The organism is Bacillus sp. Au-Bac7 (genome assembly GCF_021341655.1).
Classification (GTDB): Bacteria; Bacillota; Bacilli; order Bacillales; family Cytobacillaceae; genus Niallia.
In genome coordinates this window covers 135,501-150,064 of the sequence record NZ_JAJTTG010000004.1, presented here as the reverse complement: position 1 = coordinate 150,064, position 14,564 = coordinate 135,501, and the positions used below count along the sequence as shown (strand labels likewise).

The window sequence follows — 14,564 nt, the reverse complement described above, 5'->3', positions numbered from 1 at the left end:
ACAGGCACTTTTTTTAAAAACCTTTATTTTTCGAGCAGCTTTAATGATTCTCTTGTGAAAGCAGGAATATCTTCTGGCGTTCTGCTTGTTACAAGCTGTCCGCCGCATACAACAACTTCTTCATCCTTATATGTTGCACCAGCATATTCCATATCGACTTTGATAGATTTATACCCGGTAGCATTTCTGCCCTCTAATGTCTTTGCTGTGATTAACAGCTGCGGACCATGGCAGATTGCGAATACTGGCTTTTTGCTGTCCATAAATTCTTTTGTAAACGCAACAACACGATCATCACCGCGCAGCTGGTCAGGAGAAAATCCTCCAGGAATAAATAAAGCATCAAAATCACCTGCAGAGACCTCATCAATTCCTTTATCAATCTTAACCTCAGCGTTGTTCTGTTTGCCTGTCACCGTTTTGCCGGCCTCGAGTTCAATTGTTACTACATCATGGCCAGCTTCCTTGAAGGATGTTGCCGGCTCCGTATACTCTGAATCCTCGAACATATTAGTTATTAATGTTGCAATTTTACTCATATAGGGAACATCTCCTTCTATTTTTGATTTCAGAGATAAAGTTCCCTTATTGGACAAGATAAAACATCCTTTAATAAATTTTATTCATTTCTTCTTGCAAAATCTACAAATCGAAACTTATCTGGCCTGTGTCTGGATTCTGTATATTGAAAAAGGGCAGCGTTTTCAAAATAAATATAGTTACTAACGACCACAATGGCCTGAAACCCCTCTAAATCAAGAAGGCGATAATCCTCCTCAGTAGGTGTTTCCACCGTGAATTCCTTTCTCGCAAAGCCGATTTTCAATTTTAAATCCTTTTCAATATAGTCAAAAATAGAGCGTCTGCATATTTCCTTTGTCAGACCTGGTACAAATTTTTCAATAATATAGTCTTTATCCAGGATAATCTTTTCTTTATTAATTTCCCTTATACGTAAAACTTCCCAAATGGATTCATCCTTCTTCAAGTTCATTTCCTTTTGAAGAACAGGTGACGGGTTCTTTCTCTCAAAGCTTTCAATATGTGTCACCGAACTGGAGCCCATTTTCTCTGCTAGTTCTTTAAAGCTTACAAGACCGGATATTGGGAATTGCAGTTTCTGCATATCCAGGACAAGCGACCCTTTGCCGCGCAATTTCTGAATATATCCCTTCTGAGCAAGAATGTTCAACGCCTTGCGAATTGTTTCGCGTGAAGTGTTATAGCGTTCAGCCAGTTCATTCTCAGAAGGTAATATGCTGTTTGGGGCATAACTGCCGTTTCTAATTGCTGTTTCTATTTCTTCAAATATAATTAGGTATTTATTCATCCTTATCACCATCGCTCAAATCTTCCTCTATCTTCGCCTTTATTCTACCTTTTTTATACGAGCTTGTCTAAATACGAAAAAAATAAAATAATAATAAAAAAAGGTTTAAATGCTAACAGAACAGGGTATTGGATACGATGACACTTTATAAACACTGCTCTTATTAAAAGTGGAAGCATTAAAATTACCAGCAAATAAGGAATAATTGTATATTTTATGAATTTTTTTTGGTAATATTAACAAAACCATCGAACAATTCGTTCTTTATATGGAACTTTTGGATTATATTTGTTATGATATTATTACATATAGTGATAAGGTGTGTGAGACTGTATGATCGGTGATCGTGTAAAAAAACTTCGCTTAGAAAAAAGAATGTCCTTGTCAGAACTTGCTGAACAAGCAGGTGTTGCAAAATCTTATTTAAGTTCCTTGGAGCGGAATCTCCAGTCAAATCCATCCATACAGTTTTTAGAAAAAATAGCTACTGTTTTTAATGTTCCTGTAGATCATCTAATTAATGAACAGCAAAATAAAGATGATCTTGATTCAGAATGGCTGAAAATTGTTAAAGAGGCAATGGACTCAGGCGTTTCCAAATCTGAGTTTCGCGAATTCCTTGAGTATAATAAATGGAGAATTGAACAAAAAAAATAGAACTTTTCACAGTTCGCTTAAATAAGATTACTTAAAGACACAAATATTTTGTGTCTTTTTTATTTTACACATGCACCTAAAGGGAGCAGAAATAACTTTCTTGCCCCTTAAATATTCTGAATATTATAATAATTATAAGCGCAGTTAAATGAATGCATTCATATTGTCTTTAGGGTGTACAGAGTTCTCATTAGGATACTATATTAATTAAGCAATCTCTTAATCGTTATGGATGAAATTGCGCACATCTTGTATGTCCAGCCCGATACTTTTAGCTTCCTTCATTAACTGAATCCATTCTGTGTCTAGTTCTTCTACCATTAATTTTTCTTCAATCACTTAATTATGCCCCTCTCCCAAAAATACTTTTCTTTGTACTTTGGCAGTCCGGCTGTCATTGTTCAGAAACATTAGACCCGTGACTTTGCGTCCCAATCTTTCGAATTGGTTTGCCCTTCAATCTTTTATGCATTTAATTATATATCTTTTCTTTTTTCATATGTGCAAAATTTTGTAAGAAATTTATACATTTTACCAAATATTTTTCTACTTTTTTCTACAACAATACCTTTTCTTATTACAATATAACGTTAATTTTGTGGGGAATTGTTATATTTTGTCGAACTCCCCCATGAATCCTCTGGTTTCTTTTTTAATATATTGGTTTCTATAGGACGACAATACTTTTTTAAAAGAGTAATTAATATGAATTTTTTCAAAGGTCATTGCATCAAAAAATGGGTATTTTGTCAGGTCATTGTTGCACACCGGACAGAACCATTCCCCTCTTTCTGCGCTGCTGTAAGATGGTCTGTTGCACTTATCGCAGTTTTTTCTATACATAATCCACCTGCTAACCTATTAGTTTCAAATATATGCTTTATGAATGAACAAAATTAGTTCTTTTTAAATGATTTTTCGTTCTTTTTATCGAACCGATGAGTTTAGTATAGTTCAATTATCTCATTTTGGAAAATTCTAAAATCCGCTATTTTTTCTCTTTAGAGAACGGTTATCGTTCTTTTTCTCGAATTTTCTCGTGAATGCTAGCTTTTTTGTATTTTTTATTGAACAATTCGTTCGTTATAATGAAAATGTGTTTAATAATACATAAGGAGATTATTCTATATGGTTGGTGCTGCACTAAAAAGACTGCGGTTAGAAAAAGGCTATTCCATTAACGAGCTATCTGACCGTGCAGGTGTTTCGAAGTCTTATTTGAGTTATATTGAGCGAGGCATCCAAAAGAATCCCTCTTTACAGGTCCTTTCAAAGCTTGCTACCACGCTTGATACTCATGTGGAAGAACTCCTCGAAACAAATTCTAACGGGGCGGAATACTTAGATTCAGAATGGATTAATTTAGTAGAAGATGCTATAAAAGAAGGAATTACAAAGGAAGAATTCTCATGCTACTTAGAATTCATTAAATTCAAGAAGACATCTGCAGATTAATGACAAGGCTTTTGGAATCGTTTCCTAAAAAAAAAGGCATATGGAAGCTTCCCTGTTAAAGAAAGTACCATATAGCCTTTTGCCAGTCATTTATTATTTATTTAGTTCAACAGCAATCTTAGAGCCGACCTCAGCATTATTTTTCACTAATGCGATATTAGCTGTCAGACTTGATCCTTCTGTCAGTTCCTTTACTTTGCTAAGCAAGAATGGTGTAACATTTTTCCCGCTGATGCCGTTTGTTTTTGCTTCATTCAATGCAGTTTCAATGATGTTCGTTATATAGGATTCTTCCATTGCATCCTCTTCTGGTATCGGATTAGCAATTACCACACCGCCTTTTAAGCCAAGCTCCCATTTCGTACGAATCATGTCAGCCGCCAAACCTGGCTCATCAATACGGAAGTTTACATTAAATGGGCTTGTTCTTGTATAGAATGCCGGCAATATCTCAGTGCCATATCCAACAACCGGCACACCAAATGTTTCTAAATACTCAAGTGTCAAGCCGATATCAAGGATTGACTTTGCTCCTGCACACACAACTGCCACACTTGTTTGAGCCAATTCCTGCAAATCAGCAGATATGTCCATTGTCTGTTCTGCCTCACGGTGGACTCCCCCGATGCCTCCTGTAACGAACACTTCAATCCCGGCAAGCTCAGCACAGATCATTGTCGCAGCAACAGTAGTTGCACCATTTTTCTTATTGGCAATCAAATATGGCAAATCTCTTCTGCTTGCTTTCTCAATATCATCGCTTTTCGCCAAAAATTCAATTTCATCATCTGAAAGCCCGATTTTAATCTTTCCGTCAATAATGGCAATCGTTGCTGGAACTGCTCCATTTTTGCGGATGATATCCTCTACTTCTTTCGCTGTCTCCACATTTTGCGGATAAGGCATACCATGTGAAATGATTGTCGACTCAAGGGCTACAATCGCTTTATTGTTCTTCTTTGCTTCTAATACCTCTACTGAATACTCTAGCCATTCTGTTTTCATTTATAATATCTCCTTTAATCAAAGTATTTTTTGAACGTGTCTTGCAATTTCTTCTGATTTAATAACGGGTTGACTGTTTCATGTGATTGCAGTGTCATTAATGAGCAGGCAACCCCAATTTTACAGGAGTTTTCCGTATTTAATCCTTTTAAATACGAGTACATGATTCCGGCAACTAAAGAATCTCCTGCACCTGTTACATCTGCAACCTCAACAGGAGGCGGCAAAATAACACCGGCTTCTCCAAGCTTCGTAAAGAATATTAAGCCCTTGTCACCACGGGTAATTACAACCCGTTCAACACCCTTTTTCATGATGATTTCAGCTGCTTTAAAGAAGTCTCCTTCTTCATAGATTTTCATTTCTGACAATGCCTCTGCCTCGTCCTTATTGGCAATCAGCCATGTCACCCCTCTTAAGTCACTTGGCAGCTTCTTCACTTTAGGAGAAGAAACTGGAGTAACACAAAGCTGGAGATTTTCCTTCCTGCATCTGACAATGATTTGCTCTAGCACGTCTGCAGGGAAATTAGTGTCTAATATAATCAATTCAGATGACGCAATATGCCCCCAGCGTTTTTCAATAACGTCTTGTGTCATACTGTCGTATATCGACATATCAGCTAAAGCGACAGTCATCTCCCCTTCTACATCAAGAAGAGCAGTGTAAGTGCCTGTTGCATACTCTTCTGAGATAATAGTCGGCTTCATATCAGCATAGAGCTTCGTATAATCGATGATCCAATCCCCACCATGATCTGCTCCAACCATAGTCAATAAGGAGCTGTCCATTCCAAGCCGGCCAAGATTCTCCGCAATATTCCGGGCAACCCCGCCACAGGACTGACTGGTGCTGGCAGGGTTGGAGGTTCCAAACTTAATTCTTTCCTCCACTTGAATCTTCCTGTCAATATTAGCTCCACCAATGCAAATAACTTCTTTTTTCTGCGGCAAAACATAAGCACGCCCAAGAAGTTTTCCTTCACGTGTTAAAGCAGAAATATACCCGGCAACCGCTGATCTGGATAACCCTGTTTTTTCTGCTAGTTCATTTTGTGTTAGAAAAGGGTTCTCTTGGATAAGCTGCAAAATGGTAATCTCTTTTTCATTCATATTTTCACCCCCGAACAGTATGTATCAGCTTTTTAAACTTTTGTTTATATTATAAACTTTTGTTAATTAGAGAACAAGTCTTAATTTCTAATTTTTCCAATTCACTGTTTTTTCACAAAAAAAAGAAGACTATCTCTAGTCTTCTGAAACGGTTCTCGGCTGTATTAAGATTTCAACACGTCTGTTCTTTTCTCTTCCTTCTTCTGTTTTATTGCTGGCAATTGGCTTGAATTCTCCATAGCCTTTTGCACTAAAGGAACTTGGGTTCAGCTTGTTATTATCCATTAACAGCTTCATGAAATTGATTGCTCTTGAAACACTTAAATCCCAGTTTGAATCAAATTCAGAATTTTTGATTGGCACATCGTCTGTATGTCCGCTGACTATGATGCTTCTCGGCGGGTCCATAACTAATAGTTTAGAAATCTCGGAAACTAGATGTTCGTCTTTTCCGCGGATATTGGCGCTACCAGAGGCAAACAGAACATTATCTCTGATGGAAACAAGCAGGCCTTCATCTGTTAACGAGGTTTCCAGCTTGTCCTCCAAATTGTTCTTTTCTATATAACTATTAACTTTATCTTGAATACCTTGCAATTCTTCTTGATCCTGCTTTTGCTGAGCTTCGGTTAACTCTTCTTCTGACACTTCTTTATTAGCAGAGGTTTTTTCTTCTGCAGCGTCACCTTCGGTTTTATTGTTCTCATCTAAGTCAGACTTCTCTTCTACTTCTACAGGAGTAGGACTTGGATATTCAAAGATACCAGTACCTGCTTGAAATTCTTGATTAAAAACTTCTGCCAATGCAGCAAACTTTTTCTGATCAACAGAGCTCATTGCATAAAGAACGATAAACAATGCCAGCAGTAGTGTCAGCAAATCTGCGTATGGAACAAGCCATGATTCGTCTACATGCTCCTCATGATGCTCCTTTTTCTTTCTTTTTTTACTCATTAGCGCTCACGCTGCCTTCCAGTTCTTCTAGGAATTTTTTCCTTTCAGAAATCGGCAAATAAGATGCTAGTTTTTGTTCGATAACACGTGGTGCTTCCCCTTCTAGGATAGAAAGGATACCTTCAATCATTAAATATTTTTGTTTCGCTTCAATTTTTGATTTTCTTTTCAACTTATTGGCAAATGGATGCCATAATACGTACCCTGTAAAGATACCAAGCATTGTTGCAACGAACGCAGCAGAAATCGCATGTCCCAATCCTTCTGAATCATCCATATAACCTAGTGCAGCAATAAGACCAATAACGGCCCCAAGCACTCCAAGTGTCGGTGCATATGTTCCTGCTTGTGTAAAGATTAATGCGGAAGCTTGATGGCGCTCTTCCATTGCTTCAATTTCTTCTGATAGAACATCACGAATATACTCAGCACTTTGTCCGTCTACTGACATAGACAAGCCATTTTTCAAAAATGGGTCTTCTACTTCGTCAGTTTTTGATTCTAATGCCAAAAGACCTTCTTTACGAGCTAATTGTGCCCACTCAGAAAACATGCGGATTAATTCCTTCGTATCTGGAACCTTTTGTTCCTTAAAGATGATGCCAAATAATTTAGGAACCTTTTTAATTTCACTAGTAGGGAAGGCGATGACAACTGCCGCTATAGTCCCTAATACGATAATCAGAAGGGCTGCTGGGTTGGCAAGCACGGAAGGACTTACCCCTTTGAAGACCATTCCGACCCCTACTGCAACGATTGCTAGTATGATACCAATTAATGATGTTTTATCCATAAAAACCACCTATCTTACAGTTTATTTCTTCTATCTTTTATTACTATTGCTTTTTTGTTTCATTACAGTTTGATTACTTTCTCTTCCTTTTCTTCGACATTTCCCAGCAAATTTTTAGAAAAAAAGTGATTTTTATTTATATGATTTTTGTGAACTTTTTTTGAACACTGTAAAAACACAAAAAAAAGATGCCTATTTCAGCATCATCAGAGTATGAACTTAGCGGGTCAGCCTATCTTCTACCTTTTGCTGGTAGCTGCCAAAAAGTTTTGAATGGCTGTTCCCTGTCCGTTTTTTCATCATTTTATGGAATTGTATCTGCTTCTGGTTATATTTCGTCTGCAATTCGGCCGCTTCATCTTTATCAGCACATGCCTTCAAGAGATTCTCTATTGTAAGCAGCTCTTGCTTTAGTTCATTTTCTTCCAGAGAAAAGCCGCTGTTTTTCAAAATCCGGTAAGCCATGCGCAGTTCCTCTGGCACTGCTGCCAAGCTGTCTTTAGGCAGCGGTTTACCAAATCCCGGCAAATTATTAAATTCACCTTCTTGATACGCTCTTTTTATCTTGTCTTCCGAAACGATTGTAGAGAAATCCATGATTTGCTCATCCTTTCCTTTATTTTTATTATAACTTACAACCTATCTTAAAATGCTCGATAATATCCATTTAAAAATTGTTTCGTACAAGAATAGGAATTCTTATTTTTCAGGACAATATAAAAGAAAAGAAAGGGGTGTAATGATGGCAAGAGGAAAAGATTTCGAACATAAGAAAAAACATCATCCTGGTCCGCTTCCAGAGGGTGTAAGAAAACATACACATGCAGAGGATGCACCTGAAGACGAGGAATTTATCGTCACACAAGAAGCATTTAAAAATCGTATAGAAGAAGACTGACTGCTTGGCAAGCCGGCTCCTTGCCGGCTGCCCTTCCCTCATAACCAACCTCCCTTTTATCACTTCCATTACAACAAATGGTATACTATTGTTGATAAGACCTAAAAATTGCAAGCTAACTTAGCTTGTTTATTAGAAAAACAGGTGCTGGAAGGAGCAAATATGAAATCACTTGTACTTTGTGAAAAACCGAGTGTGGCCAGAGAGATTGCCAGAGTTCTCGGATGCCAAAAGACAGCGAAAAGCTATATAGAATCAGACAAATATATTGTGACATGGGCATTAGGCCATTTAATTGAATTAAAGATGCCAGAGCATTATGACCCTAAATATAAAACTTGGAATTTAGACGACTTGCCAATTATTCCTATAAAGATGGATCTTAAAGTTATGAAGCAAACTAGCCACCAATATAAGGCGATTGAACAGCTTGCTAAAAGAAAAGACATTAAAGAGTGCATCATTGCAACAGATGCTGGGCGTGAAGGAGAATTAGTTGCGAGATGGATATTGGATAAAATCCGCTTCCAAAAACCGATGAAGCGTCTCTGGATTTCTTCTCAGACTGACAAAGCTATCCTTGACGGTTTCCGCAGCTTAAAGCCAAGCAAAGAGTTCGACCGGCTTTATGCTTCCGCTGTTTGCCGAGCACAAGCTGATTGGCTGATTGGCTTAAACGTATCCCGAGCTTTAACAACAAAGTTTAATGACCCGCTTTCTGCAGGAAGAGTGCAGACACCTACTCTGTCTCTAGTTATTGAAAGAGAGAAACAAATTCAAGCATTCGTTCCAAAGGAATATTGGACAATTAGTGCAAGAATCGGTGAATCAACTGCTCACTATGAAAAGAATGGCGAAAAGCGAGTTTTCTCAAAAGAACAAATGGAAGCCATTATTAACAGTACAAAAGATAAACAAGCAAAAGTTGTCTCCATGACACGCAAAGAGAAAACAGAACACCATCCGCTACCGTATGACTTAACAGAACTACAGCGCGATGCGAATAAGATTTTCGGCTTCTCAGCGAAAAAGACATTAAATGTCCTTCAAAAGCTGTATGAGCAGCATAAATTAGTGACATACCCAAGGACAGATTCCCGCTACTTAACGACAGATATGAAGGATACGATGTTTGACAGACTGCAAAGCGTGTCAGCCGCTTATAAAGAAGAAACTCAAAAGCTGCTTGTTAAAAAAGGCAAAGTGGAAGCTCCTAATATATTTAATAATGACAAGGTCTCTGATCACCATGCCATCATTCCGACAGAACAGCCAGTATTCCTACACAAGCTTGATGGAGACGAAAAGAAAATTTACGATTTAATTGTGAAAAGATTCTTATGCCTGTTCTATCCGAAGCATAGATATGAGGTTATTGCGACAACACTGACAATTGGCGAACATCAATTTGTCATCCACGATACGAATGTTATCGAACCAGGCTTTAAAGTATTAACAGGTGCAAAAATTGCAAACAATCCTCTGCTAAGCTCCGTGAAGCAAGGTGAGGAGGTCCGTGTTCATTCTATAAAAAGCGAACAAAAGTGGACAGAGCCGCCGCTTCGCTACAGTGAGGCTGATATCCTCGGGAAAATGGAGAAATTCGGACTTGGTACACCAGCAACAAGAGCAGAAATTATTGAGCGTCTTGTCGCCACAGAGGTTGTAGAACGACAAAACGGCCGCTTATATTCAACTCAAAAAGGTAAACAACTCCTTGAACTTGTCAATGATGACTTGACGTCGCCTGAGCTGACAGCACAATGGGAGAAAAAATTAGAAGATATTGCAAAAGGCAAAGCAAATCCAGATAAATTCATGGAGGAAATCAAGCAACAGACAAAGCAGTTTATTTTGGAAATCAAAAATAGCAATAAAGCCTATAAAATCCAAAATCTGACTGGATCAAAATGTCCTGAGTGCGGATCTTTCTTGAAAGAGAAAAACACGAAAAACGGCAAACTTCTTGTCTGCTCAAGCATGGATTGCAATTTCAGCAAACGGAAGGACCCTAAGCTTTCCAACAAGCGTTGCCCGCAATGCCATAAGAAAATGGAAATTCATAACGGAGTAGCAGGAACATACTTCCAATGCCGCTCATGTAATGTAGTTGAAAAGGCTGCTGACCGTAAAAAATCCGTCAGCAAAAAGGAAGAACGCAAACTTGTGCAAAAGTATACGAAGGATGAAAGCTTCGGTAACAGCCTTGGTGATTTATTAAAGGCCGCTATGAATAAGGATGAAGATAAATAAAAAAAGTAGACCCTATGGTCTACTTTTTTTAATGAGAAATCCGGTCCACGTGATGAAGATGTTTTCTGCCTGTTGCAACAGTTACCATCGCAAGCAATACAAACACTGCTCCAACTATAAACGGCACATGAGGTGAATAAACCTCTGCCAATTTATTTGCAAGCCATGGACCAACCGCACCACCAAAAAAGCGGACAAAGCTGTAAGCAGCTGAGGCTGTAGCTCTTTCAACAGGAGCAACCTCCATAACGGCTGTAGTAATCAGTGTATTATTTGTGCCTAAGAAAAGACCTGCCACAATAACAGATAAGATAACCACTTCCTTGCTGTCTGTCCAAATACCCATCGTAAGTAAAGTCAGCGCAAATAACAGCAGCATAGCAGTCATGGATTTAATTGTACCGAATTTTTCCTGCAGCCTTGGCGCAATCAAGACTGATGTAATTGCGAGACATAATCCCCACCCTAAGAAGACATATCCTAAACCATGTTCATCTAATTCCATTACGAATGGTGAGTACGCCATCAATGTAAAGAATCCAATATTGTATAAAAAGGCAGTCAGGCCTAACCGAAATAAGCCTGGGTATTTAAGTGCCTTGATCGGATCTAATACAGAGCTTTTTACCTTCGGCTTTTCTAATTTAGGCATTTTCAGCAATAATGCCAAAAACGCAATAATCATTAATATGCTTACACCGAAAAATGGGCCTCTCCACGAAATGGAACCCAATTCTCCTCCTAGAAGAGGTCCTACTGAGATCCCCAGTCCAATGGCTGCCTCATATAAAATTATCGCTTTTGCCGTTCCACCAGTTGACAGGCCTACGATAGCGGACAACGCTGTTGCGATAAATAAAGCATTCCCAAGTCCCCATCCACCGCGGAAACCGACAATCTGCCAAATACCGTTAGACGATCCAGCTAATCCAGCAAAGACAATTGTAAACAAAATTCCTGTCAACAACGTCCACTTTATACCAATTCTGCTTGAAACCACTCCTGTAATCAGCATAGCAATTCCTGTAATCAAGTTATAGCTGGAAAACAATAAAGATACCTGGCTTGGTGTCGCATCCAATTGCACAGCAATCGCTGGCAGGATTGGATCAACCAGCCCAAGTCCCATAAAGGAAATGATGGTTGCAAAAAAGATGACCCATATAACAAGCGGCTGCTTGTTTGGTGTTTCTAATGACGTAACAGTCTCCCTGCTCATTCATATCAACCTTCTTTTTATAATTTAATACATTTAATAATCCAAATAAAAGTATAGACCTAATTAACGTTTACGTCAACGTTAATGTTTGTCAGTGAATCACTTGCTCTTTTCTTTTTAATATGCCAAAGTTATTAGTAAGATTTAACGCAATACTGCTGCCTGAATGGGAGCATTATCTAAAAGGAGCAAGAGCTATGGAACTGCTAAAAATTGATGATGTAGCAAAAATGAGCGGATTAACGAAGCGGACCATTCGTTATTATGAGCAGATAGGATTAATTCCTTCTCCACAAAGAAGCGATGGCGGATACCGTTTATATACAGAAGAACATGTGTCACTGTTAAAAAAAATAACGAATGCTAAGGATGTTCTCGGTTTTTCTCTTCAGGAGCTCCAGGATTTCATTGCCTTAAGTGATGCTTTAGAGCTGCAAAAACTAGATTACCGCCAAGTAAAGGGAACGAATCTGCAAAGAGAAAAGCTAGAGAAAATTTTAGAAACAACATTAGAGCAACTGAAGCTGATTGAACAAAAAAAGCAAAATATCCTTAAAGTAGAGGAAGATATTTTGTCACTGAAGAACCGAGCTGAAGCTGCTTTAAAGAAGTGGGCCGAGGAAGACAATAAATAGAAAAATCCAGCAAAGTCTATGCTTGCTGGATTTTTTTTATCTGTTTGCAAACCTGCGCAGCAGTTCATCAAGGGTCAAATGATCCGTGCTTGGCACATTCCACTCCGCCTGCTTTAATTCAACTGATCTTCCGATGCTCACAGAGAACATTGGTGTCGCCATAATGCCCTGCAATCCTGCCTCACCATCTTCCACTGCAGCACAGCAGTCATAGGGAATACCAAGGCAATCTGCTGCTGTAAGGAATATTTCTGGGTCTGGCTTGCCTTTTTTCAGCTTATGAGGATCAACGATACACCCAAACCAATCCTTGATACCGAATTTCTCTAAAAGAAATGGAGCATTGGAGCTTGAGGAGGCAATCCCCATCTTGATGCCCGATTCCTTCAGACTAAACAAAAATTCATACATGCCTGGAAGCATATCGTCCTTCGTAAAGCCGGTAATCAGTTCTCGGTAGTATTCCCCTTTTTTATTGCCAAGCAACAGTTTCTCCTCCTCTGTCACTTCTCTTGCACATCTATTGGCAAGCTCGTCCATTAATATTTTTCTTGGTATCCCCTGAAAACGAAGATTATCTTCCATTGTATAGGACACCTCCAGCTCATCAGCAACTCTTTTTGTTGCCTCATAATAAAGATGCACAGTATCAGCAATAACTCCGTCAAAATCAAAAATAACAGCTTTTAAAGATGGGTTCATGATTTCCTCCGAATCGTAATAGTCTTTATATTATAGCAAAAACCTGGAGGTGACGCCTTCTGTTGCGATTATAAGAGTGAGTTTGTGCAAAAGCATTATCGGAACATAGCTTTCATCAACAAATAAATCTGCAACTATTAGACAAATCAGTTTATTTATATGTATAAACAAGCTACAATGGATGAAAGGATTTCCTATGTCATACATTATACTGATAAAGTGGAACGGCTTTTCTAAAATTCCAAAATAGGCAATCATTACATACTAGCTCTTAATAAAGGAGAATGGGTCATGAGTACATTTCAACAAAATTTAGAAAAATATGCAGAACTTGCAGTGAAAGTTGGCGTCAATATTCAGCCGGAACAGACTTTAGTCGTAAATACAACAATCGATGCAGCTGAATTTGTTCGTCTTGTTGTCAGAAAAGCATATGAAGCAGGCGCTAAAAATGTCGTTGTAAATTGGACGGACGACATCGTTACAAGAACGAAGTACGAGCTTGCACCAAGTGAAGCATTTTTAGAATATCCAGAATGGAGAGCGAAAGAAACAGAAGAGCTTGCCAAAGACGGAGCTGCATTCATGTCAGTCCTCTCTTCTAGCCCTGATTTGCTTAAAGGCATTTCAACTGAAAAAATTGCCAACTTCCAAAAGGCTTCTGGAAAGGCATTAAGCACTTTCCGCAAATATGTGCAATCAGATAAGGTCAGCTGGACAGTAATCGGTGTTCCTTCTGCCGCATGGGCTAGCACTGTTTTTGCCAATGAGCCGGAAGAAAAGCGTGTTGACCTGCTGTGGGATGCTATCTTCAAAGCATCAAGAGTGGACCAAGACGAACCAATCGAGGCATGGAAGCAGCACGATAAAAATCTTCATGAAAAAGTAGATTACTTAAACAGCAAGTCATACAAAAAGCTGCACTATACAGCACCTGGAACAGACTTAACAATTGAGCTTCCCGAAAACCATCTATGGTGCGGAGCTGGAAGTGTTAATGAAAAAGGCTTCGAGTTCATGGCAAATATGCCGACAGAAGAAGTGTTCACAGTTCCATTCAAAACAGGTGTAAACGGTACTGTTTCAAGCACCAAGCCGCTAAGCTACGGCGGAAATATCATCGACCGCTTTTCGGTTACGTTCAAGGACGGCAGAATTGTGGATGTGAAGGCAGAACAAGGGGAGGAAATTTTACGACAGCTTGTGGAAACAGATGAAGGCTCCCACTATTTAGGTGAAGTGGCGCTTGTGCCCCATCGTTCCCCTATTTCAGAGTCTAATATCCTTTATTACAATACATTGTTTGATGAGAACGCATCAAACCATTTGGCAATCGGCAGCGCCTATGCATTCTGTATTAAAGGCGGAAAAACAATGTCCAGCGAAGAATTAGCTTCTGCAGGCCTAAATGAGAGCATCACGCATGTAGACTTCATGATTGGTTCTGACAAAATGGATATTGACGGTATTACAGCTGACGGTAAAACAGAAGCTGTCTTCCGTAACGGAGATTGGGCTTTCTAATATAACCAACTCAACATTAAGAACCTA

The 14,564-nt window shown here is 38.8% G+C and carries 16 protein-coding genes and 1 riboswitch; of the genes, 6 read left to right on the top strand and 10 right to left on the bottom strand.

The window, feature by feature from the left end:
* Nucleotides 1–23: 23 nt before the first annotated feature.
* Both LXM54_RS16360 and treR read right to left on the bottom strand, forming a co-directional pair.
* Nucleotides 24–539, bottom strand: coding sequence for a type 1 glutamine amidotransferase domain-containing protein (locus LXM54_RS16360; RefSeq protein ID WP_233316315.1), 516 nt, complete (start codon nucleotides 537–539; stop codon nucleotides 24–26).
* An 80-nt stretch (nucleotides 540–619) separates the two neighbouring features.
* Nucleotides 620–1,330, bottom strand: coding sequence for a trehalose operon repressor (gene treR / locus LXM54_RS16355; RefSeq protein ID WP_233316314.1), 711 nt, complete (start codon nucleotides 1,328–1,330; stop codon nucleotides 620–622).
* 333 nt (nucleotides 1,331–1,663) lie between these two features.
* Here treR and LXM54_RS16350 point away from each other — a divergent pair, with 333 nt between their 5' ends.
* The gene (locus LXM54_RS16350) at nucleotides 1,664–1,987 is read left to right on the top strand and encodes a helix-turn-helix domain-containing protein (protein ID WP_233316313.1); all 324 of its coding nucleotides are present in this window, start codon (nucleotides 1,664–1,666) and stop codon (nucleotides 1,985–1,987) included.
* 219 nt (nucleotides 1,988–2,206) lie between these two features.
* Here the strand turns inward: LXM54_RS16350 and LXM54_RS16345 are convergent, their stop codons facing one another.
* The gene (locus LXM54_RS16345) at nucleotides 2,207–2,326 is read right to left on the bottom strand and encodes an anti-repressor SinI family protein (RefSeq protein WP_311315909.1); all 120 of its coding nucleotides are present in this window, start codon (nucleotides 2,324–2,326) and stop codon (nucleotides 2,207–2,209) included.
* 39 nt (nucleotides 2,327–2,365) lie between these two features.
* Nucleotides 2,366–2,451: riboswitch (cyclic di-GMP riboswitch) on the bottom strand.
* Between the two features lie 664 nt (nucleotides 2,452–3,115).
* Between LXM54_RS16345 and LXM54_RS16340 the strand changes: the two genes are divergently transcribed.
* Nucleotides 3,116–3,442, top strand: coding sequence for a helix-turn-helix domain-containing protein (locus LXM54_RS16340; protein ID WP_233316312.1), 327 nt, complete (start codon nucleotides 3,116–3,118; stop codon nucleotides 3,440–3,442).
* Nucleotides 3,443–3,535: 93 nt separating this feature from the next.
* Here LXM54_RS16340 and LXM54_RS16335 read toward each other — a convergent pair whose 3' ends face one another.
* The 5 genes from LXM54_RS16335 to LXM54_RS16315 all read right to left on the bottom strand — a co-directional run bounded on the left by LXM54_RS16335 (nucleotide 3,536) and on the right by LXM54_RS16315 (nucleotide 7,903).
* Entirely contained in the window at nucleotides 3,536–4,447 is a 912-nt protein-coding gene (locus LXM54_RS16335; protein ID WP_192486523.1) for a pseudouridine-5'-phosphate glycosidase, read from the bottom strand.
* 14 nt (nucleotides 4,448–4,461) lie between these two features.
* Nucleotides 4,462–5,559, bottom strand: a complete 1,098-nt coding sequence (locus tag LXM54_RS16330) for a carbohydrate kinase (protein ID WP_192486524.1) — start codon at nucleotides 5,557–5,559, stop codon at nucleotides 4,462–4,464.
* Nucleotides 5,560–5,694: 135 nt separating this feature from the next.
* Complete coding sequence (gene motB, locus LXM54_RS16325) at nucleotides 5,695–6,513, bottom strand: flagellar motor protein MotB (protein WP_192486525.1); 819 nt, start codon at nucleotides 6,511–6,513, stop codon at nucleotides 5,695–5,697.
* Nucleotides 6,506–7,306 (bottom strand): flagellar motor stator protein MotA, encoded by an 801-nt coding sequence (gene motA, locus LXM54_RS16320; protein ID WP_192486526.1) that lies wholly within the window; start codon nucleotides 7,304–7,306, stop codon nucleotides 6,506–6,508. Before motA ends, motB begins: the two co-directional genes overlap by 8 nt.
* A gap of 219 nt (nucleotides 7,307–7,525) precedes the next feature.
* Nucleotides 7,526–7,903, bottom strand: a complete 378-nt coding sequence (locus LXM54_RS16315) for a J-domain-containing protein (RefSeq protein WP_192486527.1) — start codon at nucleotides 7,901–7,903, stop codon at nucleotides 7,526–7,528.
* A 142-nt stretch (nucleotides 7,904–8,045) separates the two neighbouring features.
* Here LXM54_RS16315 and LXM54_RS16310 point away from each other — a divergent pair, with 142 nt between their 5' ends.
* On the top strand, nucleotides 8,046–8,204 hold the full coding sequence (locus tag LXM54_RS16310; RefSeq protein ID WP_233316311.1) for a hypothetical protein: 159 nt from the start codon (nucleotides 8,046–8,048) through the stop codon (nucleotides 8,202–8,204).
* A 162-nt stretch (nucleotides 8,205–8,366) separates the two neighbouring features.
* On the top strand, nucleotides 8,367–10,457 hold the full coding sequence (locus LXM54_RS16305) for a DNA topoisomerase III (protein WP_233316310.1): 2,091 nt from the start codon (nucleotides 8,367–8,369) through the stop codon (nucleotides 10,455–10,457).
* Between the two features lie 28 nt (nucleotides 10,458–10,485).
* Here LXM54_RS16305 and LXM54_RS16300 read toward each other — a convergent pair whose 3' ends face one another.
* Nucleotides 10,486–11,676: an MFS transporter gene (locus tag LXM54_RS16300; protein ID WP_192486529.1), complete on the bottom strand. Its 1,191-nt coding sequence runs from the start codon at nucleotides 11,674–11,676 to the stop codon at nucleotides 10,486–10,488.
* 197 nt (nucleotides 11,677–11,873) lie between these two features.
* Between LXM54_RS16300 and LXM54_RS16295 the strand changes: the two genes are divergently transcribed.
* Nucleotides 11,874–12,311 carry a MerR family transcriptional regulator gene (locus tag LXM54_RS16295; RefSeq protein WP_192486530.1) on the top strand — a complete coding sequence of 146 codons (438 nt, stop codon included), beginning with the start codon at nucleotides 11,874–11,876 and terminating at the stop codon, nucleotides 12,309–12,311.
* Between the two features lie 36 nt (nucleotides 12,312–12,347).
* Here the strand turns inward: LXM54_RS16295 and pgmB are convergent, their stop codons facing one another.
* Complete coding sequence (gene pgmB, locus LXM54_RS16290; RefSeq protein WP_192486531.1) at nucleotides 12,348–13,013, bottom strand: beta-phosphoglucomutase; 666 nt, start codon at nucleotides 13,011–13,013, stop codon at nucleotides 12,348–12,350.
* Nucleotides 13,014–13,304: 291 nt separating this feature from the next.
* On the opposite strand from pgmB, the gene LXM54_RS16285 reads away from it, so the two are divergent.
* Nucleotides 13,305–14,537 (top strand): aminopeptidase, encoded by a 1,233-nt coding sequence (locus LXM54_RS16285; protein WP_233316309.1) that lies wholly within the window; start codon nucleotides 13,305–13,307, stop codon nucleotides 14,535–14,537.
* Nucleotides 14,538–14,564: the final 27 nt, after the last annotated feature.

Coding starts and splice junctions, on each gene's coding strand:
- LXM54_RS16360 (WP_233316315.1), bottom strand. CDS start 539: ATGAGTAAAATTGCAACATTAATAACTAATATGTTCGAGGATTCAGAG.
- treR (WP_233316314.1), bottom strand. CDS start 1,330: ATGAATAAATACCTAATTATATTTGAAGAAATAGAAACAGCAATTAGA.
- LXM54_RS16350 (WP_233316313.1), top strand. CDS start 1,664: ATGATCGGTGATCGTGTAAAAAAACTTCGCTTAGAAAAAAGAATGTCC.
- LXM54_RS16340 (WP_233316312.1), top strand. CDS start 3,116: ATGGTTGGTGCTGCACTAAAAAGACTGCGGTTAGAAAAAGGCTATTCC.
- LXM54_RS16335 (WP_192486523.1), bottom strand. CDS start 4,447: ATGAAAACAGAATGGCTAGAGTATTCAGTAGAGGTATTAGAAGCAAAG.
- LXM54_RS16330 (WP_192486524.1), bottom strand. CDS start 5,559: ATGAATGAAAAAGAGATTACCATTTTGCAGCTTATCCAAGAGAACCCT.
- motB (WP_192486525.1), bottom strand. CDS start 6,513: ATGAGTAAAAAAAGAAAGAAAAAGGAGCATCATGAGGAGCATGTAGAC.
- motA (WP_192486526.1), bottom strand. CDS start 7,306: ATGGATAAAACATCATTAATTGGTATCATACTAGCAATCGTTGCAGTA.
- LXM54_RS16315 (WP_192486527.1), bottom strand. CDS start 7,903: ATGGATTTCTCTACAATCGTTTCGGAAGACAAGATAAAAAGAGCGTAT.
- LXM54_RS16310 (WP_233316311.1), top strand. CDS start 8,046: ATGATGGCAAGAGGAAAAGATTTCGAACATAAGAAAAAACATCATCCT.
- LXM54_RS16305 (WP_233316310.1), top strand. CDS start 8,367: ATGAAATCACTTGTACTTTGTGAAAAACCGAGTGTGGCCAGAGAGATT.
- LXM54_RS16300 (WP_192486529.1), bottom strand. CDS start 11,676: ATGAGCAGGGAGACTGTTACGTCATTAGAAACACCAAACAAGCAGCCG.
- LXM54_RS16295 (WP_192486530.1), top strand. CDS start 11,874: ATGGAACTGCTAAAAATTGATGATGTAGCAAAAATGAGCGGATTAACG.
- pgmB (WP_192486531.1), bottom strand. CDS start 13,013: ATGAACCCATCTTTAAAAGCTGTTATTTTTGATTTTGACGGAGTTATT.
- LXM54_RS16285 (WP_233316309.1), top strand. CDS start 13,305: ATGAGTACATTTCAACAAAATTTAGAAAAATATGCAGAACTTGCAGTG.